This window comes from Streptomyces sp. NPDC012769 (genome assembly GCF_042901205.1).
GTDB lineage: Bacteria > Actinomycetota > Actinomycetes > Streptomycetales > Streptomycetaceae > Streptomyces.
Window position 1 is genome coordinate 1,108,209 of sequence record NZ_JBIBCP010000002.1, and the last position, 25,887, is coordinate 1,134,095.

Annotated in this window: 27 protein-coding genes; 12 read left to right on the forward strand and 15 right to left on the reverse strand. The window is 74.5% G+C overall.

Translation table 11 applies throughout. The features are described from left to right. Positions 1-518 precede the first annotated feature (518 nt). The 3 genes from ACFY7C_RS14080 to ACFY7C_RS14090 are packed head-to-tail and all read right to left on the reverse strand — an operon-like array spanning position 519 to position 3,231. Entirely contained in the window at positions 519-1,385 is an 867-nt protein-coding gene (locus tag ACFY7C_RS14080) for an alpha/beta hydrolase (protein WP_389648756.1), read from the reverse strand. Next, positions 1,382-2,107: an SDR family NAD(P)-dependent oxidoreductase gene (locus ACFY7C_RS14085; RefSeq protein ID WP_389648759.1), complete on the reverse strand. Its 726-nt coding sequence runs from the start codon at positions 2,105-2,107 to the stop codon at positions 1,382-1,384. Before ACFY7C_RS14085 ends, ACFY7C_RS14080 begins: the two co-directional genes overlap by 4 nt. Beyond that, positions 2,104-3,231 (reverse strand): LLM class flavin-dependent oxidoreductase, encoded by a 1,128-nt coding sequence (locus tag ACFY7C_RS14090; protein WP_389648761.1) that lies wholly within the window; start codon positions 3,229-3,231, stop codon positions 2,104-2,106. The genes ACFY7C_RS14085 and ACFY7C_RS14090 overlap by 4 nt, the downstream gene beginning before the upstream one ends. Before the next feature lie 116 nt (positions 3,232-3,347). Here ACFY7C_RS14090 and ACFY7C_RS14095 point away from each other — a divergent pair, with 116 nt between their 5' ends. Both ACFY7C_RS14095 and ACFY7C_RS14100 read left to right on the forward strand, forming a co-directional pair. Beyond that, entirely contained in the window at positions 3,348-3,932 is a 585-nt protein-coding gene (locus ACFY7C_RS14095; RefSeq protein WP_389649526.1) for a helix-turn-helix transcriptional regulator, read from the forward strand. Then, positions 3,923-4,642: a VWA domain-containing protein gene (locus ACFY7C_RS14100; RefSeq protein ID WP_389648764.1), complete on the forward strand. Its 720-nt coding sequence runs from the start codon at positions 3,923-3,925 to the stop codon at positions 4,640-4,642. Before ACFY7C_RS14095 ends, ACFY7C_RS14100 begins: the two co-directional genes overlap by 10 nt. 4 nt (positions 4,643-4,646) lie before the next feature. Here the strand turns inward: ACFY7C_RS14100 and ACFY7C_RS14105 are convergent, their stop codons facing one another. Further along, complete coding sequence (locus tag ACFY7C_RS14105; protein ID WP_389648766.1) at positions 4,647-5,561, reverse strand: aldo/keto reductase; 915 nt, start codon at positions 5,559-5,561, stop codon at positions 4,647-4,649. A gap of 71 nt (positions 5,562-5,632) precedes the next feature. Here ACFY7C_RS14105 and ACFY7C_RS14110 point away from each other — a divergent pair, with 71 nt between their 5' ends. The 3 genes from ACFY7C_RS14110 to ACFY7C_RS14120 are packed head-to-tail and all read left to right on the forward strand — an operon-like array spanning position 5,633 to position 7,097. Next, positions 5,633-5,998 carry a MerR family transcriptional regulator gene (locus tag ACFY7C_RS14110; protein WP_389648769.1) on the forward strand — a complete coding sequence of 122 codons (366 nt, stop codon included), beginning with the start codon at positions 5,633-5,635 and terminating at the stop codon, positions 5,996-5,998. A gap of 54 nt (positions 5,999-6,052) precedes the next feature. After that, positions 6,053-6,430: a VOC family protein gene (locus ACFY7C_RS14115; RefSeq protein WP_389648771.1), complete on the forward strand. Its 378-nt coding sequence runs from the start codon at positions 6,053-6,055 to the stop codon at positions 6,428-6,430. Positions 6,431-6,488: 58 nt separating this feature from the next. Further along, positions 6,489-7,097, forward strand: a complete 609-nt coding sequence (locus ACFY7C_RS14120) for a pyridoxamine 5'-phosphate oxidase family protein (RefSeq protein WP_389648774.1) — start codon at positions 6,489-6,491, stop codon at positions 7,095-7,097. On the opposite strand, the gene ACFY7C_RS14125 is transcribed toward ACFY7C_RS14120, so the two are convergent. The 3 genes from ACFY7C_RS14125 to ACFY7C_RS14135 all read right to left on the reverse strand — a co-directional run bounded on the left by ACFY7C_RS14125 (position 7,094) and on the right by ACFY7C_RS14135 (position 9,850). After that, the gene (locus tag ACFY7C_RS14125) at positions 7,094-7,606 is read right to left on the reverse strand and encodes a lytic transglycosylase domain-containing protein (protein ID WP_389648776.1); all 513 of its coding nucleotides are present in this window, start codon (positions 7,604-7,606) and stop codon (positions 7,094-7,096) included. The two genes, ACFY7C_RS14120 and ACFY7C_RS14125, sit on opposite strands and share 4 nt — an antisense overlap. A gap of 88 nt (positions 7,607-7,694) precedes the next feature. After that, positions 7,695-8,696: an acyl-CoA dehydrogenase family protein gene (locus ACFY7C_RS14130; RefSeq protein WP_389648778.1), complete on the reverse strand. Its 1,002-nt coding sequence runs from the start codon at positions 8,694-8,696 to the stop codon at positions 7,695-7,697. After that, positions 8,696-9,850, reverse strand: a complete 1,155-nt coding sequence (locus ACFY7C_RS14135) for an acyl-CoA dehydrogenase family protein (protein ID WP_389648782.1) — start codon at positions 9,848-9,850, stop codon at positions 8,696-8,698. The genes ACFY7C_RS14130 and ACFY7C_RS14135 overlap by 1 nt, the downstream gene beginning before the upstream one ends. Before the next feature lie 69 nt (positions 9,851-9,919). On the opposite strand from ACFY7C_RS14135, the gene ACFY7C_RS14140 reads away from it, so the two are divergent. The 4 genes from ACFY7C_RS14140 to ACFY7C_RS14155 are packed head-to-tail and all read left to right on the forward strand — an operon-like array spanning position 9,920 to position 13,674. Continuing rightward, the gene (locus ACFY7C_RS14140) at positions 9,920-11,068 is read left to right on the forward strand and encodes an acyl-CoA dehydrogenase family protein (protein WP_389648785.1); all 1,149 of its coding nucleotides are present in this window, start codon (positions 9,920-9,922) and stop codon (positions 11,066-11,068) included. Beyond that, positions 11,065-11,850 carry an SDR family oxidoreductase gene (locus tag ACFY7C_RS14145; protein WP_389648788.1) on the forward strand — a complete coding sequence of 262 codons (786 nt, stop codon included), beginning with the start codon at positions 11,065-11,067 and terminating at the stop codon, positions 11,848-11,850. Before ACFY7C_RS14140 ends, ACFY7C_RS14145 begins: the two co-directional genes overlap by 4 nt. A gap of 29 nt (positions 11,851-11,879) precedes the next feature. Beyond that, positions 11,880-12,497, forward strand: coding sequence for a TetR/AcrR family transcriptional regulator (locus ACFY7C_RS14150; protein ID WP_389648791.1), 618 nt, complete (start codon positions 11,880-11,882; stop codon positions 12,495-12,497). 19 nt (positions 12,498-12,516) lie between these two features. Beyond that, entirely contained in the window at positions 12,517-13,674 is a 1,158-nt protein-coding gene (locus tag ACFY7C_RS14155) for an acetyl-CoA C-acetyltransferase (protein WP_389648794.1), read from the forward strand. Between the two features lie 61 nt (positions 13,675-13,735). Here ACFY7C_RS14155 and ACFY7C_RS14160 read toward each other — a convergent pair whose 3' ends face one another. The 5 genes from ACFY7C_RS14160 to ACFY7C_RS14180 are packed head-to-tail and all read right to left on the reverse strand — an operon-like array spanning position 13,736 to position 18,018. Beyond that, positions 13,736-14,647, reverse strand: coding sequence for a tyrosine-protein phosphatase (locus tag ACFY7C_RS14160; protein ID WP_389648796.1), 912 nt, complete (start codon positions 14,645-14,647; stop codon positions 13,736-13,738). Positions 14,648-14,658: 11 nt separating this feature from the next. Continuing rightward, positions 14,659-15,705: an NAD(P)H-dependent flavin oxidoreductase gene (locus tag ACFY7C_RS14165; RefSeq protein ID WP_389648799.1), complete on the reverse strand. Its 1,047-nt coding sequence runs from the start codon at positions 15,703-15,705 to the stop codon at positions 14,659-14,661. After that, positions 15,702-16,415, reverse strand: coding sequence for a CoA-transferase subunit beta (locus ACFY7C_RS14170; protein WP_389648802.1), 714 nt, complete (start codon positions 16,413-16,415; stop codon positions 15,702-15,704). Before ACFY7C_RS14170 ends, ACFY7C_RS14165 begins: the two co-directional genes overlap by 4 nt. Continuing rightward, positions 16,412-17,272, reverse strand: a complete 861-nt coding sequence (locus ACFY7C_RS14175; protein ID WP_389648805.1) for a CoA transferase subunit A — start codon at positions 17,270-17,272, stop codon at positions 16,412-16,414. Before ACFY7C_RS14175 ends, ACFY7C_RS14170 begins: the two co-directional genes overlap by 4 nt. Next, positions 17,269-18,018 (reverse strand): enoyl-CoA hydratase family protein, encoded by a 750-nt coding sequence (locus ACFY7C_RS14180; protein ID WP_389648808.1) that lies wholly within the window; start codon positions 18,016-18,018, stop codon positions 17,269-17,271. Before ACFY7C_RS14180 ends, ACFY7C_RS14175 begins: the two co-directional genes overlap by 4 nt. 67 nt (positions 18,019-18,085) lie before the next feature. On the opposite strand from ACFY7C_RS14180, the gene ACFY7C_RS14185 reads away from it, so the two are divergent. Together ACFY7C_RS14185 and ACFY7C_RS14190 are read left to right on the forward strand one after the other, a co-directional pair. Further along, positions 18,086-18,874, forward strand: coding sequence for an SDR family oxidoreductase (locus ACFY7C_RS14185; RefSeq protein WP_389648811.1), 789 nt, complete (start codon positions 18,086-18,088; stop codon positions 18,872-18,874). After that, positions 18,861-19,736: an SDR family oxidoreductase gene (locus ACFY7C_RS14190; RefSeq protein WP_389648814.1), complete on the forward strand. Its 876-nt coding sequence runs from the start codon at positions 18,861-18,863 to the stop codon at positions 19,734-19,736. Before ACFY7C_RS14185 ends, ACFY7C_RS14190 begins: the two co-directional genes overlap by 14 nt. A 648-nt stretch (positions 19,737-20,384) precedes the next feature. Here ACFY7C_RS14190 and ACFY7C_RS14195 read toward each other — a convergent pair. Both ACFY7C_RS14195 and ACFY7C_RS14200 read right to left on the reverse strand, forming a co-directional pair. Beyond that, a complete protein-coding gene (locus ACFY7C_RS14195; protein ID WP_389648817.1) occupies positions 20,385-21,986 on the reverse strand; it encodes an ankyrin repeat domain-containing protein in 1,602 nt (533 codons plus the stop codon). Between the two features lie 56 nt (positions 21,987-22,042). Further along, a complete protein-coding gene (locus ACFY7C_RS14200; RefSeq protein WP_389648820.1) occupies positions 22,043-22,882 on the reverse strand; it encodes a hypothetical protein in 840 nt (279 codons plus the stop codon). Positions 22,883-23,046: 164 nt separating this feature from the next. Between ACFY7C_RS14200 and ACFY7C_RS14205 the strand changes: the two genes are divergently transcribed. Continuing rightward, positions 23,047-23,829: a S1 family peptidase gene (locus ACFY7C_RS14205; RefSeq protein WP_389648823.1), complete on the forward strand. Its 783-nt coding sequence runs from the start codon at positions 23,047-23,049 to the stop codon at positions 23,827-23,829. Positions 23,830-24,006: 177 nt separating this feature from the next. On the opposite strand, the gene ACFY7C_RS14210 is transcribed toward ACFY7C_RS14205, so the two are convergent. Next, the gene (locus ACFY7C_RS14210) at positions 24,007-25,812 is read right to left on the reverse strand and encodes a beta-galactosidase family protein (RefSeq protein ID WP_389648826.1); all 1,806 of its coding nucleotides are present in this window, start codon (positions 25,810-25,812) and stop codon (positions 24,007-24,009) included. Positions 25,813-25,887: the final 75 nt, after the last annotated feature.

Genomic DNA, 25,887 nt, shown 5'->3' on the forward strand with positions numbered 1-25,887 from the left:
GCGTCCGGGACGGGCCGCGCCTACTGCATGCCCATCCGGTGCGGATGGGCCGGGTCGGCCGGGCAGACGAAGGCGCGGGCGCCCTGTCGCCGATCCTGGCCCGCAGTTGGTCCTCCCAGGCCTCGATGCGGCGACCGAGCTGCTCGGGCAGGTGGTCCGTGTACGGGTACTCCACGACCTGCTCCGGGTGGAGGACGCAGTGCTCCGGGACATAGGAGTGCCGGTCGGCGACGGCGGGTTCGGGGAGCACGGCGAGGGGAGCGGTCACGTCGGTGGTTCGTCGCCAGTAGAGGCGGGTGGACGGGCCGTACTCGCTGAACGGGCCGTCGAGCGCGTGCTCGTAGAAGGGGCACCACAGCACCTGGAGCAGGTCGGCCACAGCAGCGGCCCGCCCACCGAGCTGTCGGCGGTAGTCGGCGTGCCCGGGCGCGGGTGGAGGCGGGTCGTGGTGCGGGCCCAGGCCCTCAGCTCGGGGAAGGGGACGGTGATGTCGAGGGGGCGGTACGGGGTGTGGATGCTCACCGGCGGAGCGTAGACAGCCAGGCCGCCGCCCCGTCCAGTGCTTTGTCGGCCTCCGGCAGCACGCCGAGGCCGCCGAGGAAGCCGTGGAAGACGCCGGTGTGCAGCTGGACGTGGGCGGTGACACCGGCGGCGGAGAGGCGGCGGGCGTAGGCGAGCCCCTCGTCGCGCAGCGGGTCGCAGTCGGCGAGGACGAGGAGGGCCGGAGGCAGGCCGGAGAGGTCGGGGGCGAGGCCGGGGGAGGCGGCGACCGGGTCGCCGTGCGCGCCCAGGTACTGCTGCCAGTACCAGCGCATGTGGGCGGTGGTGTGGAAGAAGCCCTCCGCGTAGGCGTGCGCCGAGACCCCGTCGAGCCGGTGGTCGAGGACCGGATAGAGGAGGAGCTGGCCCGCGAGCGGAAGGCCACCGCCCCTCGCCCGCAGGGCGCAGGCCGCGGCCAGGTTGCCGCCGCTGGAGTCGCCGGCCAGGACGAGCGGGCGGCCCGGATACCGCTCGGCGCTCCACTCCAGGGCCGTGAGCACGTCGTCCTCGGCCGCCGGGAAGCGGTGTTCGGGGGCGCGGCGGTAGTCGACGGAGACGATCGTGGCGCCGGCCCGGGCGGCGAGCGCGCGGCACAGCCGGTCGTGGGTGTCCGGATCGCACAGCACCCAGCCGCCGCCGTGCGCGAAGACCACGACCAGGTCGCCGGCACCCTCGTACAGGCGGACGGGCACGCCGTCGGCCGGCACCGACGGGCCGGCCGGGAGCTCGCCGAGGCGGGCGCGGGCCGCCGCCCGCAGCGCCGCCGGGCCCGCCTCGGGCGGAGGGAAGCCCGCCGTCATGGCGTCGCACAGGGCGCGGGCCGCCGGGGTCAGGGGATCCGTCATGCGGTGAGACCTCCGTCCACGGTGAACTCGGCGCCGGTCACATAGGAGGCGGCGTCCGAGAGCAGGAAGGCGACGACGTCCGCGACCTCCCGCGGCCGGCCCATCCGCCCGAGCGGCACGTGCGACCAGTCCCGGTCCGCTACCGCCGCCGTCATCGGGGTGTCGACGGCCCCGGGGTGGACCGAGTTGACGCGGATGCCGTACGGGGCGAGGTCGCGGGCCGCCGAGCGGCTGAGCCCGCGCAGTCCGAACTTGCCCGCCCCGTAGGCGGCGTGGCCGGGGACGCCGACGAGCCCGGCCGTGGACGACACGTTGACGATCGAGCCGCCGCCCGCCTGCCGCAGCGCGGGCAGCACCGCCCGCACGCCGAGGAACGGACCCAGCAGGTTGACCCGGAGCAGGAGCTCGAAGTTCTCGTACGTCTCCTCCGCGAGGGGCGCGGTCCGCCACAGGGCCGCGTTGTTGACCAGTCCGTCCAGCCGCCCGTACGTGTCGAGCGCCGCCTCCGCCACGGCGGCCCAGTCCCCGGCGGAGGTCACGTCATGGCGGACGAACAGCCCCGCCCCGGCGCCCAGTTCCGCCGCGACGGCCCGGCCCTCCTCCTCCCGTACGTCGGTGAGGACCACCCGCGCCCCCGCCTCCGCGAGCAGCCGGGCCTCCGCCGCGCCCTGGCCCCGGGCCGCTCCGGTGACGACGACCACCTTCCCGTCGAGGCCCTTCACTCGGTGGCCTCCAGCGCGCGGAAGTGCGGGATGACCTTCTCGCCCCACTGCCGGATGGTCTCCAGGCAGACGTCCTGCGGCACGGTGCCCATCTGGATCAGGCACATCACCTCGTCGACGCCGATGCCCCGAAGCCGCTCCACGTAGGCGATCGCGGTGTCGGCGTCTCCGTAGGCGTGGTCGGTGTTGTACGTGCCGGTGTCGACCGGCCGGGCGGGGATGTCCGCCTCGTGGAGCCGGGCGATCAGCGCGTCGCGCTCGCGGGCGAGTGCGCCGGTGTGGTCCTCGTCCTCCGCGTAGCCGGTGGGCGCGGGGGCGCCGCCGTACCAGTGGGCGATGGACTCGGCGAAGAAGCGCTGGCCGCGGGTGCCCAGGCGCAGGGCGCGGGCGGGGTCGTCCAGGACGATCGTCGGGCAGAGCGCGGAGAAGTGGTCGTTGGCCTCGGTGGAGACGAACCGTGAGCCGTCCCGTACGGCGATGGCCTCGTCGTAGGCCTTGCGCATGGCGCGGACGTCGTCGGCGCCGGCGAAGCCCATCACCAGGGCGCCGATGCCGAGTTCGGCGGCGCGGGTGAGGGACTCGTGCCGGGAGCAGGCCATGAAGAGCGGCGGGTGCGGGGTCTGGACGGGGCGGGGCAGGACGGCGCCGGGCCCGATGTCGAGGGAGCCGTGCCACTCGAACTCCGGCTCGCGCCAGGCGGCGGCGAAGATCCGCAGGGCCTCCTCCGTCTGCGGCTCGGTGTCCTCGCGGCGCACCCCGAACATCCGCATCTCCTGGGCGGTGGCGCCGCGGCCGGCGCCGACGTCGAGGCGGCCGCCGGAGAGGACGTCGAGCATGGCGGCGCGTTCGGCGACGCGGACCGGGTGCTGGTAGCCGAAGGGCATGGTGACCACGCCGTGGCCGACGCGGAGGGTCGTGGTGCGGGCGGCCACCCAGGTCAGGAAGATCTCGGAGGCGCTCATGTGGGCGTACTGGGTGAGGGAGTGGTGCTCGACCGCCCAGATCCGGTCGAAGCCCATCTCCTCGGCGAGGACGGCCTGTTCGACGCAGTCGTGGATGACCCGGTGTTCGCGGTCGGGGGTGGGGTCGACGAGCTGTGCTTCGAAGATCATCGAGAACTTCACGGGGAGCTCCTCCCGGAACCGATCGGCGTGCACGCGGAGGTATATGCCTAATCGAAATACTTCTAGCAGGCATAGGTGGAGGAGGGAAGGGCCGTAGACTGCCGCCCGTGGCGGACGTGGAGGACGACGAGACCGTGCCGGGGCTTCCCGCGACCAGCTGGGCGGTGCTCGGACTGCTCTCCTTCGGTCGGGAGCTGTCCGGCTACGACCTCAAGAAGTGGTCGGACCGGTCACTGAGCCTCTTCTACTGGAGCCCGTCGTTCAGCCAGATCTACGGCGAGCTCAAACGCCTGGAGAAGGCCGGCTTCGCCACCTCCCGGCTGGTCGCCCCGGAGACCGGCAGCCGCGACAAGCGGGTCTACCGCATCACCGACGAGGGCCTCGCCGCCGTGCGCGCCTGGGCCCGCACCGCCCCCCTCGACCCGCCCGTCCTCAAGCACGGGCCGATGCTGCGGCTCTGGCTCGGCCATCTCCTCGAACCCGAGCGGACCCGCGAGATCCTCGCCGGACACCGGGAGTTCGCCGAGACCATGCGGCGGCGCGCCGAGGCGGACGTGGCCGACGCCGGGGCCGACGAGTCCTGGGCGTACCCCCTGCTCACCCTCAAATGGGCCGAGCGGTACTACGCCGCCGAACGCGACCTGGCGGACGCCATGCTCGCGGACATCGAGGAGCTGGAGAGGAACCACCCGTGGCCCTGAGTCTGCGCAAGGTCGAGGAGACCGCGCCCGCGCTCGTCAGCCTGTACAAGACGGCGGGCGACGCGCTGCGGCGCCACGGTGTCGACGGCGGCCGGGTCGCCGTCTACCTCGTCCTCGACTACTCGGGCTCGATGAAGCCGTACTACGCCGACGGCTCCGTCCAGGCCCTGGCCGACCGGGTGCTCGGCCTCTCGGCACACCTCGACGACGACGGCCGGGTGCCGGTGGTGTTCTTCTCCACCGACGTCGACTGCGAGACCGAGATCGAGCTCGCCGACCACACGGGCCGGATCGACCGGATCGTCGCCGGCCTCGGCCACATGGGCAGGACCAGCTATCACCTCGCCATGGACGCGGTCATCGACCACTACCTCGACAGCGGCACCACCGCGCCCGCGCTCGTCGTCTTCCAGACCGACGGCGGACCGATCAACAAGCTCGCCGCCGAACGGTACGTGTGCAAGGCCGCCAGGCTGCCGCTCTTCTGGCAGTTCGTCGGCTTCGGCGACCCGGGCAGCCGGCAGTTCGAGTTCCTGCGCCGCCTCGACGAGCTCGCGGTGCCGGCCAGGCGGCCGGTCGACAACTCGGGCTTCTTCCACGCCGGACGGGACCCGCGCCGGGTCCCCGACACGGAGCTCTACGACCGGCTGGTCGCCGACTTCCCCGCCTGGCTCACCGCCGCCCGCGCCCAGGGCATCGTCCGCGGCTGACCGTTCAGGAGACCGCCGCGGCGAGCCGGGCGAACTGCCCGTCGCTCAGCCGGACGTCGAGCGCCCCCATGTTCTCCCTCAGGTGGGACTCGGAGGTCGTGCCGGGGATCGGCACGACGTGCGGGCCGCGGTGCAGCAGCCAGGCGAGCGCCGTCTGCGAGGGCGTCGCGCCGACCTCCCGAGCCACCCGGGCGACCGGGCCGTCCGGCCCCGCGTGCCCGCCCATGGCGATCGGGAAGAAGGGCACGAACGCGATGCCGCGCTCCCTGGTGTGGTCGACCACCGGGTCGTGGCCGCGGTCCGCGAGGTTGTACAGGTTCTGCACGGCCGCGACCGGCGCCGTCCGCTCGGCCTCCACCAGCTGCTCGACGGTCACCTCCGACAGGCCGATGTGCCGCACCTTCCCCTCCTCCTGAAGGCCCCTCAGGGCCCCCAGCTGCTCGGCGACCGGATAGTTCTCGTCCAGACGGTGCAGATAGAGCAGATCGATCCGTTCCGTCCCCAGCCGGCGCAGGCTCAGCTCGGTCTGCTGGCGCAGATACGCCGGGTGGCCGAGCGGCACCCACTCGGTGGGCGAGGGCCGCAGGTTGCCGACCTTGGTGGCGACGGCGACCTCGTCGCCGTACGGCCGCAGCGCCTCGGCGAGCAGCTCCTCGCCCGCGCCCAGCGCGTAGGCATCGGCCGTGTCGAAGAGGTTCACGCCGCACTCGACGGCGGTACGCAGCAGGCGCAGCGCGGCCGGCCGGTCGGCGGGCCCGGTCCAGATCCGGGCCTCGGGCCCGGTGGGGTCGCCGGGGCCGTCGGCGAGCCGCATCGCGCCGTAGCCGATGCGGCAGACCGGGAGGTCGCCGCCGATGTGGAATACGTTGGTGCCGTCGAGGAGTTCGGTGCCGCTCGTGGTGTGCGTGTCGTTCGTCATGACGGGAACGCTAGGAGCTCACATCCATGGGAGCTTCAAGGGTGTGTGAGGGGGATCACATGGAGGGTGTGATGAGGATCGGTGCGCTGGCGCGCGAGACCGGGGTGAGCGTCCGGCTCCTGCGCTACTACGAGGAGCAGGGCCTGCTGGTCGCGGAGCGCACCTCCGGGGGGCAGCGGGTCTACGGGGCCGACGCGCCCGCCGTCGTGCGGCGCATCCGGGCGCTGCTCGCGGCCGGGCTGCCGACCCGGATCATCGCGGAGGTGCTGGACTGCGTCTGCGGCAGCGAGGCGGAGATCGAGCCCTGTCTCAGCCCGCTCCTGGTGGCCCGGCTCGACGCCATCGACGAGCAGATCTCCGACCTCCAGGGCGCCCGGTCGTCGCTGGCCGCGCTGGTCGCCGCCACGGAGGGGCGGGGGCTCGCGCCGGCCGGGTGAGGCGCGGAATCAAACGGATGGTCAGGAGCGTTGGGGGCGAGCGATAGTGACCGTATGAGCTCTCTCGTACGACACGTGACCATCGACTGTTCCGACGCCTACGCCCTGGCGAGCTTCTGGGCCCAGGTGCTCGAATCCAAGGTCTCCGGCGACGACCGGCCCGGCGACCCCGAGGCCCTGGTCGACTCGCCGGGGGCCGGCCTGTTGTTCATCCAGGTGCCCGAGAAGAAGTCCGTGAAGAACCGCGTCCACCTCGACCTCCAGCCGCAGGACCGCACCCGCGACGAGGAGGTCGAGCGGCTCCTCGGCCTCGGTGCCACCCTCGTCGACGACCAGCGCCGCCCCGACGGCACCGGGTGGGCGGTCCTGGCCGATCCGGAGGGCAACGAGTTCTGCGTCGAGCGCAGCAAGGGCGAGCGCGAGAAGGCGTAGGCCCTGGTCCGGAGTAATCCGGACAGAGGATGTCGGGGTTCCGGTGTTCCCTGGAGGCATGGGAGACACCGGAACCACCCCGCACACCGCGCTGACCACCGCGCCGACCACCGCTCCGGGCACCGCGCCGACCACCGCTCCGAGCCCCGCGCCGGCCGTCGCCTGGGCCGCCTTCGAGACGGCCGAGCCCGAGCTCGCCGCCACCGTGCGCGAGCGCTTCGGGCAGTACGCCCACCACGCGCTCGCCACCCTCCGCAAGGACGGCTCCCCGCGCCTCAGCGGCATCGAGGCCGACTTCCGCGACGGCGAGCTGTGCCTCGGCATGATGCCGAACTCGCGCAAGGCCCTGGACGTCCGCCGCGACCCCCGGTTCTCGCTGCTCGCCAACCCCGGCGAGGGCACCGGCATGGGAGGCGGGGACGTCCGGCTCTCCGGGCGGGCGGTCGAGATCACCGACCCGGAGGCCCTGGCCCGGTACGCCGCGGACGCCGGCGCGCCCCTGCCCTTCCACCTCTTCCGGGTCGAACTCACCGAGGTCGTCCGCACCTCCGTGGAGGGCGAGGACCTCGTGGTCCGCGCCTGGACCCCGGGACGACCGGTACGCACGGTGCGGCGCGGCACCGACGACAGCCCGCCGCGGGTCGAGCCGGGTGAGGCCCGGTCCTAGCCGCTGACGCGCCGGGACTCGTTCATCACGGCCTTCACGTACTGCTGCGTCTCCGCGTACGGCGGGACCCCGCCGTACCGCTTCACCGCACCGACACCCGCGTTGAACGCGGCCACGATGTGCTCGGGCCGCGAGCCGACCTCCCGCTTGATGCCGGCGAGGTACTTGGCGGCCGAGTTGATCTGCGTCGTGGCGTTGCGCAGGTCGGCGCCGGTGGCCGGCCGCATCTGGAACAGCCCGCGCCCGCCGCTGGTGCTCTGCGCCGACGGGTTGCAGCCCGACTCCACCTTCGCCATGGCGGAGAGCAGCTGCCAGGAGATGCCGTGCGTCCGGCCGGCCGACTTGAAGGTGCCGGCGTACGGCGGGCACCCGCCGGTGGCGGCCGAGGCCGTTCCGGTCTGCGTCGCACCGGCGGCGGCGAGCGCCAGGGCGACCGCGCCCGTACGGACGGCCCATCGGGAGCCGCGCGAGCCGCGCGAGCCGCGGGGGGCGAGCGAGGAGTGGGACATGAAGGCACCCTTCTTCAGAAACTGGTCATGGGGAACGAGGTGTTCAAGTTCTCCATGGTTGCCTGGAGTTGGGCGTCTGTGACCCAGGTCATGGGCGTGTCGGTCCCCCCGCGCCGTCCGCGAGCACCCGCGCCCGGCACCAGGAGGGCGTGCCCCAGGCGTCGCGCAGGGGGCGGGCCTTGCGCAGCCAGAGGGAGAGGTCGAGTTCCTCGGTGTAGCCGACGGCGCCGTGGATCTGGAGGGCGGTGCGGGCGGCGGTGTAGGCGGCCTCGCCGGTGGTCGCCTTGGCCGCGGCGAGGTCCGTCTCCTCGAAGGTGAGCGCCGCGCCGAAGAGCAGCGGCCGGGCGAACTCCAGGGCGAGCAGGGTGTCCGCGAGCCGGTGCTTGACCGCCTGGAAGGAGCCGATCGGCGCCCCGAACTGGGTGCGCTGCCGCGCGTGGGTCACCGTCCGGTCCAGGAGGGCGAGCCCCACGCCGAGCGACTGGGCGGCCGTCGCCAGCAGGGCCCAGCGCCGGGCCAGGGCGGCGGCGGCCGGCACGGCGGGTCCGGCCGCGAGCAGCTCGCCGCCGGGCGCGGGCCGCGCCAGACGCCGTACCGGATCGGCGGAGACCCGTATCTCCCCGTGCCCGGGGGCGATCCACAGCTCGTCACCGTCCACGACGAGCACCGGATCGGCGGCCTCCGGGTCCAGGGCGAGCCCGTCCCGGGCCAGGACCAGGGTCGCCGTCGTGCCGCCCGCGGCGATGCCCGGCAGGAACCGTTTCGCCGGTCCGGCCTCGCCCCGCTCGGCGAGCCCGGTGAGGAGACCGGCCGCCGCCACCGTCTCCACCAGCGGGCCGGGGACCGCGTGGCGCCCCACCTCCACGAAGGCGTGGGCCAGTTCGACGGGCAGCGGGCCCATGCCCTCGTACGCCTCGGGGACCGCGAGCGCGAACACCCCGGCCTCGCCGAGCCGGCGCCACAGCGCGCGCCCGGGACCCCGGTCACCCGCGGCCCAGGCCCGGGCCGCGGCGGGCGTGCCGGCGGCGGTCAGCATCGCGTCCAGGGAGCGCGCGAAGGCGCGCTGCTCGTCGGTCGGCAGGAAGCGCATCAGCGGCGGCCCTTCGGAAGGCCGAGCAGCCGCTCGGCGATGATGTCGCGCTGGATCTCGTCGGTGCCCGCGTAGATCGGCCCGGCGAGCGAGAAGACATGGCCCTCGGCCCACGGGGTGTCCGCCAGCTCGCCCTCGGCGCCGAGCAGATCGAGCGCGGTCTCGTGCAGGGCGATGTCGAGCCGCGACCAGAAGACCTTGTTGAGGCTGGACTCGGCGCCGAGGGCCGCTCCGGCCGCGAAGCGGGAGGCCGCGGCCGCCGTGAACAGGCGGTAGGCGCGGGCCCCGATCACCGCGTCCGCGACCCGGTCGCGCAGCGCCGTGTCCGCCGGGTCGCCCTGCTCATGCCAGAGCCGGACCAGCCGGTCGGCGGCGGCGAGAAAACGGCCGGGGGAGCGGAGGGTGAGCCCGCGCTCGTTCCCGGTGGCGGACATGGCGATCCGCCAACCGTCCCCGGGCTCGCCGATGACGTCCTCGTCCGGCACGAACACCTCGTCCAGGAACAGCTCCGCGAAGGCCGGTCTGCCGTCGAGCCGTCCGATGGGACGCACGGTCAGGCCGGGCGCCCGCAGGTCGAACATCAGATAGGTCAGGCCCCGGTGCGGCCGGCCCCCGGCCGCCGGGCCCGGGTCGGTACGGAAGATCCCGAAGGCCCGGTCGGCGAAGGCCGCCCGCGAGGACCAGGTCTTCTGCCCGGACAGCAGCCAGCCGCCGTCGGTGCGGACCGCCCGCGAGGTGAGCGAGGCGAGGTCCGAGCCGGCCTCCGGCTCGGACCAGGCCTGCGCCCAGACGGTCGCACCGGTCGCCATGGACGGCAGCACACGGTCCCGCTGCTCCTCGGTGCCGTACGCGAAGAGGGTGGGGGCCAGCAGGTGGATGCCGTTCTGCGAGACCCGGCCGGGCGCGCCCGCCGCGTAGTACTCCTCCTCGAAGGCCAGCCAGCCGAAGACGTCCGCGTCCCTGCCGCCGTACCGCTCGGGCCAGGAGACCACCGACCAGCGGGCGGCGGCGAGTTCGGCCTCCCAGGCGCGGTGGGCGGCGAAGCCCTCCTCGGTCTCCAGGGACGGCAGCGGTTCGGCGGGCACATGGGCGCGCAGCCAGGCGCGCGCCTCGGCGCGGAAGTCCTCCTCGTCCGCGGGGGGTGTCAGGTCCATGGGGCGCCGCCTCCTCCATCCTTCCCTAACAAGTGTTTGGTAGGTTAACGTACGCCCATGAGGAGCGCCATGAGCAGCGCCACGAGCGACGTCGAGGAGTTCCGCGCCGAGATACGCGACTGGCTGAAGCACCGGCTCACCGGCGAGTTCGCCGCGCTGAGGGGGCTCGGCGGTCCCGGCCGCGAACACGAGGCCTTCGCCGAACGGCTCGCCTGGGAACGGCACATGGCCGACCACGGCTGGACCTGCGTCGGCTGGCCCAAGGAGCACGGCGGACGCGGCGCGAGCCTCGAGGAGCAGATCGCCTTCCACGAGGAGTACGCCCTCGCCGACGCCCCCGCCCGCGTCAACCACATCGGCGAACAGCTCCTCGGCCCCACCCTCATCGACCACGGCACCGACGAACAGAAGGCCCGCTTCCTGCCCGCCGTCCGCGCCGTCCGCGAACTGTGGTGCCAGGGCTACAGCGAACCCGGCGCCGGCTCCGACCTCGCCGCCGTCCGCACCCGGGCCGTCCGCGACGGCGACGACTGGGTCCTGCACGGCCAGAAGACCTGGACCTCCCTCGCCCACGAGGCCCAGTGGTGCTTCGTGCTGGCCAGGACGGAACCGGGCTCGCGCCGCCACACCGGACTGTCCTACCTCCTCGTCCCGCTCGACCAGCCCGGCGTCGAGATCAGGCCCATCACCCAGCTCACCGGCACCAGCGAGTTCAACGAGGTCTTCTTCGACGGCGCCCGCACCCCCGCCTCGCACGTCGTCGGCGCCCCCGGCGACGGCTGGCGCATCGCCATGGCCACCCTCACCTACGAGCGCGGCGTCTCCACCCTCGGCCAGCAGGTCGGCTTCCGCCGCGAACTCGAAGCGCTCGTCGCCCTCGCCCGCGCCAACGGCGCCGCCGCCGACCCCCTGGTCCGCGACCGGATCATCCGCGCCTGGACCGGACTGCGCGCCCTGCGCGCCCACGCCCTGTGCGGCACCGACCCGTCCGCGGCCAAGCTCGCCTGGTCCCACTGGCACCGGGACCTCGGCGAGCTCGCCATGGACGTCCGCGGCGCCGCCGCCACCCTCGCCTCCGCGCCGCCGTACGAACTCGACGACTGGCAGCGGCTGTTCCTCTTCTCCCGCGCCGACACCATCTACGCCGGATCCAGCGAGATCCAGCGCAACATCCTCGCCGAGCGGGTGCTCGGCCTGCCGAAGGAGCCGCGCGGATGACCACCACCCCGGCCTACGTCCCCGGGCACGGCCTGCTCGCCGGCCGCACCGCCGTCGTCACCGCCGCCGCCGGCGCCGGCATCGGCGGCGCCACCGCCCGCCGCCTCCTGGAGGAAGGCGCCCGCGTCCTCGTCAGCGACGCCCACACCCGCCGCCTGGGGGAGACGGAGGCCGCCCTCGCCGCCGAGTTCGGCGCCGCCAACGTCGCCGCCCTGCCCTGCGACGTCACCGACGAGACCCAGGTCCAAGCCCTGTACGACACCGCCGTACGGCTCCACGGCGGCCTCGACATCCTCGTCCACAACGCGGGCCTCGGCGGCACCGCCGCCGTCGCCGACATGACCGACGAGCAATGGACCCGGGTCCTCGACGTCACCCTCAACGGCACCTTCCGCTGCGTCCGCGCCGCCCTGCGCCACTTCCGCGACAGCGGGAACAAGGGCGTCATCGTCAACAACGCCTCCGTCGTCGGCTGGCGCGCCCAGGCCGGCCAGGCCCACTACGCCGCCGCCAAGGCCGGCGTCATGGCCCTCACCCGCTGCGCCGCCGTCGAGGCCGCCGACTACGGCGTCCGCGTCAACGCCGTCGCGCCCTCCCTCGCCATGCACCCCCACCTCGTCAAGGTCACCTCCGCCGAACTGCTCGCCGAGCTCACCGAGCGCGAGGCCTTCGGGCGGTACGCCGAGCCCTGGGAGGTCGCCAACGTCATCGTCTTCCTGGCCAGCGACTACTCCTCGTACATGACCGGCGAGACGGTCTCGGTCAGCAGCCGGCACCCGTAGCGGGTGCGACGTGGGACGACAATGGACGCGTGCCAACGACCAAGAAGAAGACGCAGGTGACCGCCTCTCCCGAGCGGCGCAGGGAACTCCTCGACACGGCCGCCGAGGTGTTCGCGGCCCAGGGGTACAACGCCACCACCGTCCGCAGGATCGCGGACGAGGCGGGCATGCTCGCCGGCAGCCTCTACTACCACTTCGATTCCAAGGAATCGATGCTCGACGAGATCCTCTCCAGCTTCCTGAACGAGCTGTGGGACGGCTACGACGCCGTCCTCGACGCCGGACTCGGCCCCCGCGAGACCATCGAGGCCCTCGTCACCGAGTCCTTCCGGGAGATCGACCGGCACCGCGCCGCCGTCGCCATCTACCAGAAGGAGGCCCGTCACCTCGCCGACCAGCCCCGCTTCCACTACCTCGCCGACTCCCAGGTCAGGTTCGAGAAGGCCTGGCTCGGCACCCTGGAGCGCGGCGTCACCACCGGCGCCTTCCGCGCCGACCTCGACGTCCGGCTCACCTACCGGTTCGTGCGCGACACCGTCTGGGTCGCCGCGTCCTGGTACCGCCCCGGCGGACAGCACAGCCCCGAGGAGATCGCCCGCCAGTACCTGTCGATGGTGCTCGACGGGATCGCCGTACGCACGCCCTGACCCAAGAGGAGGAACAGCCATGGCCGAGGCCTACATCGTCGACGCGGTCCGCACCCCGGTGGGCCGTCGCGGGGGCGGGCTCGGCGCCGCCCACCCGGCGGACCTCGGCGCCCACGTCCTGAAGGCCCTCGTCGAGCGCACCGGCATCGACCCGGCCGCCGTCGAGGACGTCGTCTTCGGCTGCCTCGACACCGTCGGCCCGCAGGCCGGCGACATCGCCCGCACCTGCTGGCTCGCCGCCGGACTGCCCGAAGAGGTCCCCGGCGTCACCGTCGACCGCCAGTGCGGCTCCTCCCAGCAGGCCGTGCACTTCGCCGCCCAGGGCGTGCTCTCCGGCACCCAGGACCTGGTCGTCGCGGGCGGCACCCAGAACATGACCATGATCCCCATCGCCTTCGCCTCCCGGCAGGCCGCCGAACCGCTCGGCCTCACCCAGGGCCCCTACGCCGGCTCCGAGGGCTGGCGCGCCCGGTACGGGGACGCGCCGGTCAACCAGTTCCACGGCGCCGAACTCATCGCCGCCAAGTGGGGCATCACCCGCCGCGCCCAGGAGGAGTTCGCCCTCCGCTCGCACCGGCGCGCGGTCCGCGCGATCGACGAGGGCCGCTTCACGCGCGAGACCGTCCCCTACGGTGACGTCACCGCCGACGAGGGCCCGCGCCGCGACACCACCCTGGAGAAGATGGCCGGCCTGAAGCCGGTCGTCGAGGGCGGCACCATCACCGCCGCCTGCTCCTCCCAGGTCTCCGACGGCGCCGCCGCGATGCTGATCGCGAGCGAGCGGGCCGTGCGCGAGCACGGACTGACGCCCCGGGCCCGCGTCCACCACCTGTCGGTGCGCGGCGAGGACCCGATCCGGATGCTGTCGGCGCCGATACCGGCGACCGCGCACGCCCTGAAGAAGACCGGCATGACCATGGACGACATCGACCTGGTCGAGATCAACGAGGCCTTCGCGCCGGTCGTCCTCGCCTGGCTCAAGGAGACCGGCGCCGACCCGGACCGCGTCAACGTCAACGGCGGCGCGATCGCCCTCGGCCACCCGCTGGGCGCGACCGGCGTGAAGCTGATGACCACCCTCCTGCACGAACTCGAGCGCACCGGCGGCCGCTACGGGCTGCAGACCATGTGCGAGGGCGGCGGCCAGGCGAACGTGACGATCATCGAGCGGCTGTAGGCGGCTGTAGGCGCCTGCGGTACGAGGCAGGGCGCGGCCCCCGAGGACCGCGCCCGCCCGCTCAGTCGGCGACCAGACGCTGCCGCAGTCCGGCCAGGACCCGCCAGTCCAAGCCCAGACCGGTGGTCGCGTAGCGGTAGAGGCCGCCGTAGCCGGTGCGGACCTCGGCGAGGGCCGCGTCCAGATACTCCCGGCGGACCTCCTGGAGCGGGATGATCAGGTCCGGGTTCCGCATCAGCCCGCCCTGCTTCAGGCCCTCCCGCACCCGGGCGTCGTACGCGGCCCGGAAGGTGTTGGAGGCGAGGTAGTCCTCGGTCGCCGCCTGTTCGGGCACCCCGAGGAGGGTCAGCAGCAGCCAGCTCGTCCAGCCCGTGCGGTCCTTGCCCGAGGTGCAGTGGTACAGCCGCGGTCCCGCGCCCGGCTGGGCGAGCTCGCGCAGGGTCGCGCCGAACCGCTCCCGGTTGGCGGCGCTGGTCACGAAGGTGCGGTAGACCTCGGTCATGAAGGCCGCCGCCCGGCCGCCGCCCAGCATCTCCTCCTGCCGCACCGGGTCGCGCGATCCGATCGCGGCGAGCAGCTGCCCGAAGAGACCGTTGTCGGTGACCGGCCGCGCCACCACGGGGACCCCGGCCGGCAGCCGGTCCGCCCCGTCGTACTGCACCTCCAGCGGGATGCGGAAGTCGGTCACCTGGGCGAGGCCGAGCCCCGCCAGCACCGCCACGTCGGCGTCGGTCAGCCTGCCGAGGTGGTCGCCGCGGTAGACCAGGCCGTGCCTGACCCGGGCCCCGTCGTAGGTGAGGTAGCCGCCGAGGTCGCGGACGTTGACCGCGCCCTGGAGCGGGATGTGGCGGACGGCGCTCGCCGCGCCGCGCGGCCGGGCGGACGTGGGCGGGGCGGCGACCGCCAGGAGAGCGGTGGCGGCGGCGGTGCTCAGCAGGGTGCGTCTCGACAGTGCGCGTCTCGGCAGAGACATGGCTGACCCCTTTACGGAGAGGGAAGGGTACGGAGCACGTGCGCGGCCTCGGACATGATCCGGGCGACGAGTTCCTCGCAACTGGGCAGGTCCTCGATCACCCCCGCGACCTGTCCGGAGGCCATGACGCCGAGGTCGGTGCGGCCCTCGACCATGGAGGCCTTCAGGAGCATCGGGGTGTTCGCGGCGAGCAGGACCTGGCTCCAGGACAGGTCCCTGCCGTGGCGCATCGCCCGTCCGTCGCGGACCATCGCCGCCCAGGACAGTCCGCTCAGCCGGCGGAAGCCGGCCGCGCGCCGCACGGCCCGCGCCAGCGCCCGCAGCCGGCCCGCGCCTTCGAGCGCGGCGACCATCTCGGTGCGCAGCATCCGGTGCGGCAGCCCGTCGACGGCGGTGGTGACCGTGACGTCCTTGACGCTCGCCGCCAGATACCTCGCCTTGACGGCGTCGGGGACGGTCGAGTCGGAGGTGAGCAGGAAGCGGGTGCCCATGGCGATGCCCGCCGCCCCGTAGGAGAGGGCGGCGACGAGCCCGCGCCCGTCGTGGAAGCCGCCGGCCGCGACCACGGGGATGCCGACCGCGTCGACCACCTGCGGCAGCAGCACGCTCGTCGCCACCTCGCCGGTGTGCCCGCCGCCCTCGCCGCCCTGGACGACCACCGCGTCCGCGCCCCAGTCGGCGACCTTCTCGGCGTGCCGGCGCGCCCCGACGGAGGGGATGACGACGACCCCGGCGTCCTTCAGCTCGGCGATCAGCTCGCGGGACGGTGCGAGCGCGAAGGAGGCGACCCGTACGCCCTCCTCGACGATGATCCGGACCCGCTCCCGGGCGTCGCCCGCGTCCGCCCGCAGGTTCACCCCGAAGGGCGCGTCGGTGCGGGACCTCACCTTCCGTACGGCGGCGCGCAGTTCGTCGACGGTCATGGTGGCGGAGGCGAGCACGCCGAGGGCGCCCGCGTTCGCGGCGGCCGACACCAGCCGCGGCCCGGCGACCCAGCCCATGCCGGTCTGCACGATCGGATGGCGGACGCCGACGAGTTCGGTGAGCGCCGTCCTCATCGCGGGGCGACCTCCCGGTCGCGCAGACCGCCCGGGTCGATCACCTCGCGGATCAGCCGCAGCTCCTCGGGAGTCGGTTCGCGGGTGGTCGGCACGTCCCCGTCGACGACCAGCTCGAAGCCGGTGGCGGCCCGTACCTCGTCCACCGTCACGCCCGGGTGCACGGACGCCAGCCGCATCGAGCGGTCGGGCGTCGCGAAGTCGAGGACGGCGAGGTCGGTCACGACCCGGGGGAGACGGTGGTACGGGCCGACGGCACGGTCGTAGCCGACGCCGCTGACCATGTCGACGCGCTCGACGAAGACCCGCGGCGAGTGCTTCGGGATCCAGTAACTGACCGGGTTGTTGAGCGTGTTGACCGGGGCCCCGCGCACCCCGAGGAGCTGCCGGGAAGGGCGTTCCCAGTCGCCGATGCAGGAGATGTTCTGGTTGCCGTGGCGGTCGATCTGGCTCGCGCCCATCATCACGTGCCGCCGGCCGCCGGTGACCATCGTGAGGTGCCTGCGGTACGGCAGCCAGCCCTCGGGCCGCCCGTCGAGGTCCACGAGCAGGGCCTCGCCGTCGGTGAGGAGGAGGTCGGGGGAGAAGGTCCGCCTGGCGAGGCGGGCGCCGAGGGAGGGGATCAGGCCCATGGGGCTGGCGAGCACCTCCCCGTCGTCCCGCCAGGCCTCGGCGCACGCGATCACGCAGTATTCCGCTCGGCTGGTCACGGCTGCCTCCGCTCCTCGCGCTCGGTGTGCCAGGCCCGTACGGCGGCCTGGTAGTCGTCCTCGCTCTTGCCGGACAGGAAGCGCGCGGCGAACTCGGGCCAGGGAGTGCTCGCGTAGAGCTTCTGGAAGGGCTCGTCGCGGTCGTGGTCGGGGACGCAGGAGGTGAAGTGCGCCCCGTGGGGGGCCTCGACGACGCCGGTGACGCTGTGCCGGGAGACCAGGAGGGTCTGCGGCACGGTGTCCGGGCCGAAGGAGTCCACGACCTGCTCGCACGAGAGGTACGCGGTGTCGGCGGCCTCGCAGAACAGGTCGTCGAAGTACGGGTCGGGGCCCAGGTACTGGCCGTTGCCGAGCCGGTCGGCGCGGTTGAGGTGGACCAGGGCGGCGTCCATCCGCAGGGCGGGCACGGCGACGAACTCCTCGCCGTCCTCGTACGGGGAGGTGACCGTCCGAAGACCGGGATTCACCCGCATCACGTCCGAGCCGAGGCCGGCCCGCACCGGAAGGAACGGCAGCCGGTTGGCGGCGGCGTGCAGGCCCCACATGAACATCGCCTCGTCGAGCTCGGTCAGCTCGAAGGCACCGCGCTCACGGGCGGCCCGGAAGTGGGGTTCGAGGGGGATGGAGTCCAGGGTCGCAAAGGGCGCGACGAGCCGGCGGATCCGGCCGGCGGCGGCCAGCAGGCCGACGTCCGGGCCGCCGTACGAGATCACCGTGAGATCGCTGATCTCGGACCGGAGCAGTGCTCTGACCAGGGCCATCGGCTTGCGCCGCGAGCCCCAGCCGCCGATCCCGACCGTCATGCCGGAGCGCAGCCGGGCCACGACGTCCTCGGGGGTCATGGTCTTGTCGGTCACGCGCCCTCCCCGGTGCCGAAGCCGGAGCGGACCCGGTCGGCGACCCCGCCGAGGCCCGCCTCGAAGGTGAAGCCCTGCTCGAAGCGGTAGCTGCGGCGCACGTCGACGGGGTCGATGCCGTTGATGGCGGCCTTGGCGAGCCGGATGAGGGTGCCGTCCTTCGCCGCGATCTCGGCGGCCAGCTCCAGGGCCGCGCCCGGCAGTCCGGGGCGCGGCACCACCTTCCAGACCGAGCCGTGGGCGTGCAGCTCGGCGGCGGTGACGGTGCGCGAGGTGTAGTAGAGGGCGCGCATCAGATGCTGGGGGACGAGCCGGGCCAGATGGGTGGCGGCGCCGAGCGCCCCCCGGTCGAGTTCCGGCAGGCCGAAGACGGCGTCCTCGGCGGCGACGATCGCGTCGGCGTTGCCGACGAGCCCGATGCCGCCGCCCAGGCAGAAGCCGGCGACCTCGGCGACGACCGGCACCGCGCAGTCGTAGACCGCCGCGAAGGCCTCCGCGCAGCCGTGGTTGACGCCGATGAGCGAGCCGTGGCCGGGGTCGCGCTGGAGCTCCTTGATGTCCACGCCCGCGTTGAAGCCGCGGCCCTCGGCGGCCAGGACCACGCAGCGGACCTCCGGGTCGCGCCCGGCGGCGCGGACGGCGTCGGCGAGCTCGTACCAGCCCCGCACCGGCAGGGCGTTGACGGGTGGGAAGTCGACGGTGACGCGGGCGACGCCCTTGTCCGGGCGTGAGGTGGAGACACCCATGAGCGGATCAGCTACCTTTCCACCAAACGTTTGTTAGGTGTACGTGCTGGGAGGAAGGTAGCAGCCGATGGAGCTGGACGGGAGGGTCGCCGTCGTCACCGGCGGAACCCGCGGAGTCGGCGCGGGCATCGCCCGCGCCCTCCTGCGCGCCGGGGCCGAGGTCGTCGTCTGCGCCCGCAGACCCCCGGAGCGACCGGTCGCCGAAGCCGGGCGCGAGGCCGTGTTCGAACCCGCAGACCTGCGCCGCCCCGACGCGGCGACGGACCTCGTCACCCGGGTCCTACGGCGCCACGGGCGCCTCGACGCCCTCGTCAACAACGCCGGCGGCACCCCGTACCGCCTCCTCGACGACGGCGGGCCCGAACGGCACGCCAAGGTCCTGGAGCTGAACCTCACCGTCCCGCTCACCGTCTCCCTCGCCGCCCGCCCGGCGCTCCTCGCCGCCCGCGGCTCGATCGTCATGATCGGCAGCGTCAGCGGCACCCGCCCCTCCCCGGGCAGCGCCGCCTACGGCGCCGCCAAGGCCGGCCTGGAGAACCTCGCCCGCTCCATGGCCGTGGAATGGGCCCCCGAGATCCGGGTCAACACCCTGGTCCTCGGCATGGTCAGGACCGAACTGTCCCACCTGCACTACGGCGACGCCGACGGCATCGCCGCCGTCGGCGCGACCGTCCCGCTGGGCCGGCTCGCCGAACCGTCCGAGATCGGCGAGGCGGCGGCCTTCCTCGCCTCTGACCGGGCGGCCTACGTCTCGGGAGCCTCGCTCCTGGTGCACGGGGGCGGGGAGCGCCCCGCCTTCCTGGACGCCGCGACCGTGAACAGCCGGGTGAAGGAGGACCGAGATGGGTCTGTGTGACGAGCGAGTGGTGATCGTGACGGGCGCGGGCCGGGGCCTCGGCCGGGCCCACGCCCGCGCCTTCGCCGCCGAGGGCGCCAGGATCGTCGTCAACGACCTCGGCGTCGGACTCGACGGCCGCCCCGGCCCCGACGGCCCCGCCGCCCGGGTCGTCGACGAGATCCGCGCCGCCGGCGGCACGGCCGTCGCCCACGGCGGCGACATCGCCACCGAGGAGGGCGCCGCCTCCCTCGTGCGCACCGCCCTCGACACATGGGGGCGGCTCGACACCCTCGTCAACAACGCCGGGTTCCTGCGCGACCGGATGCTCGTCAACCTCGGCGAGGACGACTTCGACGCGGTCATGCGAGTCCATGTGAAGGGCCACTTCCTGCCGCTGCGGCACGCCGCCGCCCACTGGCGCGCGGAGAGCAAGGCGGGCCGCCCCGTGACCGCCCGGGTCGTCAACACCACCTCCGGCGCGGGCCTGCTCGGCAGCGTCGGCCAGGCCAACTACGCGGCCGCCAAGGCCGGCATCGTCGCCCTGACCCTCGTCGCCGCCGCCGAACTGGCCCGCTACGGCGTCCTGGTCAACGCCATCGCCCCCGCCGCCAGAACCCGCATGACCGAACACACCTTCACGGACCTCGCGGCCCTCCCCGAGGACGTCTCCCCCCTCGTCGTCTGGCTGGGCTCCGCCGCCTCGACCGGCGTCACCGGCCGCGTCTTCGAGGCCGAGGCCGGCCGCCTCACCGTCATGGAGGGCTGGCACCCCGGCCCCACCACCGACAAACACGCCCGCTACACCCCCACCGAGGCGGGCGAGACGGCCCTGAAGCTGCTGGCGCTATCGGATCCGCCGCTGCCGGTGTACGGGGCGTAGCGGGCGGGCCGGACTCCGCGCGCCGGGCTCCGCCCGGAGGTGCCCGTGGGGTGCCGCGCCGGCTCGGCCGGGGCCGGGGGCAGGGCTGCTCCGGGGCTTCGCCCCGGGGGCCGGCGGGGAGGGGCCACGCCAGTCCGGCGGGCGGAGCGGAGGGCGGCTTCGTGGCTTCGCCCGGAGGGGTCCGCGAGCGGGCCCGGGCCCGCCGGGCCGCGTCGACCGCCGACGCGCGCCGGGCCTGGCGGGTGGGGTGGGCGCCGCCGGGGCAACGGCCCAGGGTGCCGCGCGCAACACCGCGCGGTGCGGCGGGATAGCCGGCGCCGGGGTCGGCGGGGAGGAGCCACCGGCGCCGGGCGGCTCCGGGCTTTGCCCGGGGGGCGTGCGGGCGTGGCTTTCGGGGCCGGCTCGGCCGGGGCCGGGGGCGGGGCTTCGCCGGGGGCCCTGCGGGGGAGGAGCCGCCGGCGCTGGTGTGCCGGGCGGAGGGTCGCTCCGGGGTTCCGGAAGCTGGGGGTGCCGGGCGGGTGTGGCTTCGGGCCGGCGTGGCCGGGCCGAGGGCGGGCGGCTCCGGGGTTCCCACCCGCGGCCCCGGCGGGTGCGGCTTTCTGGGCCGTCCGGTTCGGCCGGGGGGTGGGCCGGGCTTGGCCGGCGGGGTCAGCGGCAGCGGGGGGTCGTCCATTCCAGGCGGGTCCTGGTGCGCGGGTCCCGTACGTGATCGAGGGCGGCCAGGGCCGTCTCGCGCGGGGCGCCTTCGGGGTCGCCGTCGGCCAGGATGCGGGCCAGGGCCTCGACCGCCCGCGGGTCCTGACGGATGGCCAGTCCGCGGGCGGCCTCGGCGCTGGTGTCCGGGTCCGGATCGGTGAGGCGGGCGGCGAGGGCCTCGCGTACGGCGGGCGTGTCACCGGGCAGTTCGGCGAGGGCGAGGGTGGCCCAGTCGCGGACGCGGGGGTCGTGGTCGCGGCTCAGCGAGACGAGCACGGAGACGGCCTCCCCGTCCCCGAGAGGGACCAGCCCGGTCAGCGAGGCGGCCACCTGACGCCGTACCTCCGCGTCGGGATGCGCGGCGAACGCGAGCAGTTCGGGCACGACACCGGGGTCCCCGCACTCCCCGAGCGCGAAGGCCACCGCGAGCGCGAGCTCGCGCTCGGCAGGCTCCCCTGGCCCGTCGGTCGCAGGCCGGCCCACGGCTCCCTCCGGCCGGAGGGCGTCCGGGGCGGACCCGCCCATCGGCCCCTCCGTGCCGGGCACGTCGGTCGCGGCCCGCGGCGGGGCCGTCTCTGCCGCCAGGCGGCGCAGAACCGGGATCGCGCTCGTCCGCAGGGCCGGCGGGAGGGCGGCGAGGACGCGGGCGCCCAGGGCGCGGCGGAGGGGGGAGGGGCTCGCGCACCAGGTGGTGGCGGTGGCGAGGACGGTCTCGTCGGCGCGGTCGGCGAGCGCCGTGACCGACGTGATCCAGTCGTCCTGGTCGGACGCCCCGCAGCGCAGCGCCCGGTCGGCCAGTTCCTCGTGCGGGACGCGGATCCCGAGGGCGCCCTCCAGGAGGGTGGCGATGGCCGCGTGGCCCGTCTGCCGTTCGTCGCCGCGGCTCGGCGCGCCGTCCTCGCGCAGCAGCTCGACGACCACGGTCACCCCGCCGTCCTCCGGGACCCGCCGCACCACCGCCTCGTACGTGTCGCCGGCCCCGCCGCTCTCCACGAGCCCGCGCCGCAGCACCGCCGCCATGTCGACGCCGATCCACCGCCGGGCCTCGGCCAGCGCCTCCTCGAGGACCTCGCGGTCGCGTCCGGCGCCGTGGTCGAGCAGGGCGCGGACGGCGGAGGCCGAGCCGCGGCGGGCGGCGGCCGTGAGCGGGGCGAGCCCGTCCGGGCCCGGCCGGTCGGGAGCGGCGCCGGCCTCCAGGAGCGCCCGGACCACCTCCGCGTGCCCGAGCCGTACCGCCCAGGCCAGGGCGGTGAACCCGTACGCCTCCTCCTGGTCCGGGTCCGCGCCGGCCGCCAGCAGGGCCCGCACGACCTCGCCGTGGCCGCCGCACGCCGCCCCGCACAGCGGCAGGTCCCCCTCGTCCTCGCCGCTCGCCCGACCCGGGTCGGCCCCGGCGGCGAGCAGCACACGGACCGCGACCGGCCGGTTCGCGACGGCCGCGCGGTAGAGCGGCGTCTCGCCGTCGTCCCGCGCCTCCGGATCGGCACCCTCCCGCAGGGCCCGGACCAGCCCGTCGTCGTCCCCGTCCACCAGCGCGTCGAACACCTTGCTCATGTGCCGACCCTCACCCGAGCGGCGCGAATGGCGCAAATCTATTCCCCGACCGGGCGTTACGGCGCACACTCCAGGACCGTGCGGCACACCCCGCACCGGGCCTTCACCCGTCGCCGCCCGGCCGCCGCCACCCGCAGCCGCTGCCCGCACACCGGGCAGGGGAAGACGCCGTCCGCCGTGGCCCGGGCCCGGGCCCGTCGCCGCGCGGCCCAGCCGGCGCCGGCGAGCGGCGGGCGGCGCCAGTCCCGCGCGGCCTCCGCCCTGCCCCGTACCCACGCCTCGTACGCCACCGCGCTGGTGAACCACGGCGAGGGATCCTCGCCGAACACCTCGGCCCGCTTGGCCAGGACGTAACCGAACTCCTCCGGCGTCAGATAGCCGAGCTTCTGGCTGGACACGCCGTCCTGCCGGAAGGCGTCCAGGAGCAGCCAGCCCGCGCCCAGGTACGTGGTGACGACGTCGGTCAGGATCTCGTTCTCGGCGGTCGTGGGGAAGGCGAGCCCGAGGCGGTGCAGCAGCACATGGGTGACCTCGTGGGCGAGCGCGGCGCCGATGTCGCGGCGGTGGGTGCGGAAACGGTCGTTGAGCTCGACGAAGTACTCCGGGCCCGCCGTCAGTTCGACGCTCGCCGCGTGCTCCATGGCGCGAAAGCCCACCACCATCCGGGCGTCGGGAAGCCGCAGGTGGCGCACGAGGGCGCGGGCCGCGCGCTGGGCGCCGAGGTGCGGGCCGTCGTCGGTGGCGTCCACGCGTACGTCCGCCGCCGCGACGCTCGTGTCGTAGCGCCGTACGCCGTCGGGGGAGAGTCGCCCGTACAGCGCGGCGATCGAGGCACGGACCGTGTCGAGGTGCGGGAAACCGCGGACCACACGAGAGACTTCCTCGCTGTGCGACATGCCGGACCACCCCCTGCCGTTCAGGGTACGGGCGCAGCCCCCGTGTCCCCCGTCTGGCCGAAAAGGCCTCCTTGTGACCCGTGTTGGGCGCTCTCCATAATCCGGACCAAGTCTTGACGGGCGCATGCCATCAAGGTCAACCCCCCATGAAAGAAGGCAGTCGCATGAAGAAGAACAGACTGGTCCGCGCACTGCAGAAACTCGCCGCGGCCGGTGCGGTCGTCCTCGCCGCCGTCAGCCTCCAGCCCACCACCGCCTCGGCCGCCCCGTCGCCGGTCGTGGGCGGCACCCGCGCCGCCCAGGGCGAGTTCCCCTGGATGGTCAGGCTCTCCATGGGCTGCGGAGGCTCCCTGCTCACGCCTCAGGTCGTCCTCACCGCGGCGCACTGCGTGAGCGGCTCCGGCAACAACACCAGCATCACCGCCACCGCCGGAGTCGTGGACCTCCAGTCCAGCAGTGCGATCAAGGTCCGGTCGACCAAGGTCTACCAGGCCCCCGGCTACAACGGCCAGGGCAAGGACTGGGCCCTCATCAAGCTCGCCTCGCCCATCACGAGCCTGCCCACCCTGAAGATCGCCGAGACCACCGCGTACAACAGCGGCACCTTCACCGTCGCCGGCTGGGGCGCCACCCGCGAGGGCGGCTCGCAGCAGCGGTACCTGCGCAAGGCGACCGTCCCGTTCGTCTCGGACGCCGAGTGCCAGGCCGCGTACGGCAGCTCCCTCGTCCCGGGCGAGGAGATCTGCGCCGGCTACAACGAGGGCGGCGTCGACACCTGCCAGGGTGACTCCGGCGGCCCGATGTTCCGCAAGGACAACACCGGCGCCTGGATCCAGGTCGGCATCGTGAGCTGGGGCGAGGGCTGCGCCCGCCCGGGCTACCCCGGTGTCTACACCGAGGTCTCCACCTTCGCCACCGCGATCAAGTCCGCCGCGGCGACGCTGTAGCGCCCACCCGAACGCACAGAGGCCCGGGGCCGACCCAGCCCCGGGCCTCACGCGCGCCCCGGGCCTCACACGCCCCGCCCGTGCGCCGGGCCTCACACGCCCCGCCGGTGCGCCGGGCCTCACACGCGCCCGGCCTCACGCGCGCCGTCGCGCCCGCGCCCCCCCCGGGCCCCGCCCTCACGCCAGTTCCACCCCGCCACCCGCCCCGCCCGCCAGCTCCAGGACCCACACCTCGTTCGGGCCCTCGCGCAGTACCGGGCCCGGGACGAACAGGGACCCCTGCGGGCCCGCGTTCCAGTAGCGGCCGAGGCAGAAGCCGTTGACCCAGACGAAACCGCGGGTCCAGCCGGGCAGGCGCAGGGACGCGTCGCCCGGGGACGCCACCGGCACCGCGGCCCGGTACAGGCCGGGGGCCGCCGCGCCCGACGGCACGTCACCGAACGGCACCTTCGCCACCGCCGCCGCCTCGAACGCGTCCAGCCGCAGGCCCCGCGCCCGCACCCCGTGCAGGAACTGCCGCTCGTGCCGTACGCCGCCCGTGACGCCCTTCGGCTCCCCCTGCCGCGGCCCGTAGTTGACCCGGCCCAGCGACTCCACCCACAGCTCCACCACCGCCGGCCCCGCCACCGGCTCCGCGAGCTCCGCCTCCTCCGTGTCCAGGACCCCGGCCGGCACCCCGTCCACGTACACCGTCGCCAGGTCCCGCAGCCCCGACACCGCCAGCGGATACGGCTGACGCGGACCCGGCACCTCCAGCCGGTAGCGGACCAGGCCCCGGTCGACGCCCAGCTCCTCGAAGGTCGGCGGCAACGGCGTGTCCGACTCCTCGTCGCCGAGGACCTCCAGGACCTCCGCGAGCGGCGCCCAGCCGTCCACCGCGCCCGCCGCCGGCGCCCCGATCCGTACCGGCGGCTCCGGAACCTCCGGCAGCGGCCCCTCCGCGTACTGGGCCAGCACCTCCCGGAACCGCCAGAACTTCTCCGTCGGCAGCCCCGCCTCGTCGACCGGCGCGTCGTAGTCGTACGAGGTCACGGTCGCCCGCAGCTCGCCCTGGTGCAGACGTCCCGCCCGGTTCGACCCCGCCCACCCGGCGAAACTCGTCCCACCGTGCGCCATGTAGACGTTGACCGACGCCCCGCACTCCAGGATCTCCCGCAACGCCGCCGCCGCGTCCGCCGCGTCCCGCCCGACGTGCTCCGTGCCCCAGTGGTCGAACCAGCCGCACCAGAACTCCATGCACATCAGCGGCCCCGTCGGCCGGTGCCGGCGCAGCACCTCGAACGCCTCCCGCGCCCCCGACCCGAAGTTCGCCGTCGCGAGGATCCCCGGCACCGAACCGCCCGTCAGCATGTGGTCCTCCGGGCCGTCCGAGGTGAACAGCGGCACCTCCACCCCGCACTCCACCAGCAGGTCCGCCACCCGCCGCAGATAGCCCGCGTCCGTGCCGTAACTGCCGTACTCGTTCTCCACCTGCACCAGGATCACCGGGCCGCCCCGCCCGATCTGCCGCTCCACCACCTGCGGAAGCAGCCGCCGGAACCAGCGCTCGACATGGCCCAGATACTCCGCGTCGTCCGTCCGCACCCGCCGCCCGAGCCGCCCCGTCAGCCAGTGCGGGAGCCCGCCGTTCTCCCACTCGGCGCAGATGTACGGTCCCGGGCGGACGATCGCCCACATGCCCGCCCGCGCCACCGCGTCCAGGAACCGCCCGAGCGCGCCCACGTCCCTGTACCCGCCGCCGTTCCCGCCGGCGCCGTCCCCGCCGTCGCCGTTCCCGTACCGGCCCGGCTCCGGCTCGTACAGGTTCCACGGCACATACGTCTCGACACAGTTGAGGCCCATCGCCCGCAGCATCCGGAGCCGGTGGTCCCACTGCTCCTCGTGCACCCGGAAGTAGTGCAGCGCCCCGGACAGCAGCCGCACCGGCCTGCCGTCGAGAAGGAAGTCGTCGTCACCCACCACGAACTGGCTGAACTCGCTCATGCGCCTCACCCTCACCCTCTGGCGGCGGACCGGTCCATGGACAAAGATCGTGGCGGTTTGGACGTTCGGAACGAG